We start from the raw sequence: 359 nt of genomic DNA, 5'->3' as shown, positions 1-359 counted from the left end.
GCCAGAAGCAGGCGCAGGCGGCGGCCAAGGTAATCGAGGAGATGAACGCCAAGACCGGCAAGCCTGTCCGGCTGGCGAAGATTTACGGCGATCCCAAGTTTCCGTTCTACGGCGACCAGGTGAAGGGCATCGGCGAATATCTCGATCCGCTGATCAAGGCCGGCAAATTGGAGGTCGTTTGTCAGGCGGATGCGCTGCTGTGGCTCCCCGCCAATGCTCAGACTGCAATGGATCAGTGCCTGACCAAGACCCACAATGGCGTCGATGCGATCTTCTCGATGAATGACGACACCGGCGGTGCGGCGCTGGCTGCGGTGGAAGCCGCCGGACTCAAGGGGATCAAGCTGTTTGACGGGTAC

Annotated in this window: 1 protein-coding gene; it reads left to right on the top strand. The window is 60.7% G+C overall.

Going from position 1 to position 359, the window contains the following annotated elements; genetic code table 11:
• The coding region (locus tag EN874_RS32550; protein ID WP_145971770.1) for a substrate-binding domain-containing protein at positions 1-359 on the top strand (359 nt) is incomplete at both ends.

The sequence above is a fragment of the Mesorhizobium sp. M1D.F.Ca.ET.231.01.1.1 genome (assembly GCF_003999155.2).
Classification (GTDB): Bacteria; Pseudomonadota; Alphaproteobacteria; order Rhizobiales; family Rhizobiaceae; genus Mesorhizobium.
Note: the sequence above shows the minus strand (reverse complement) of the source record. Positions and strands in the feature narration are given on the sequence as shown.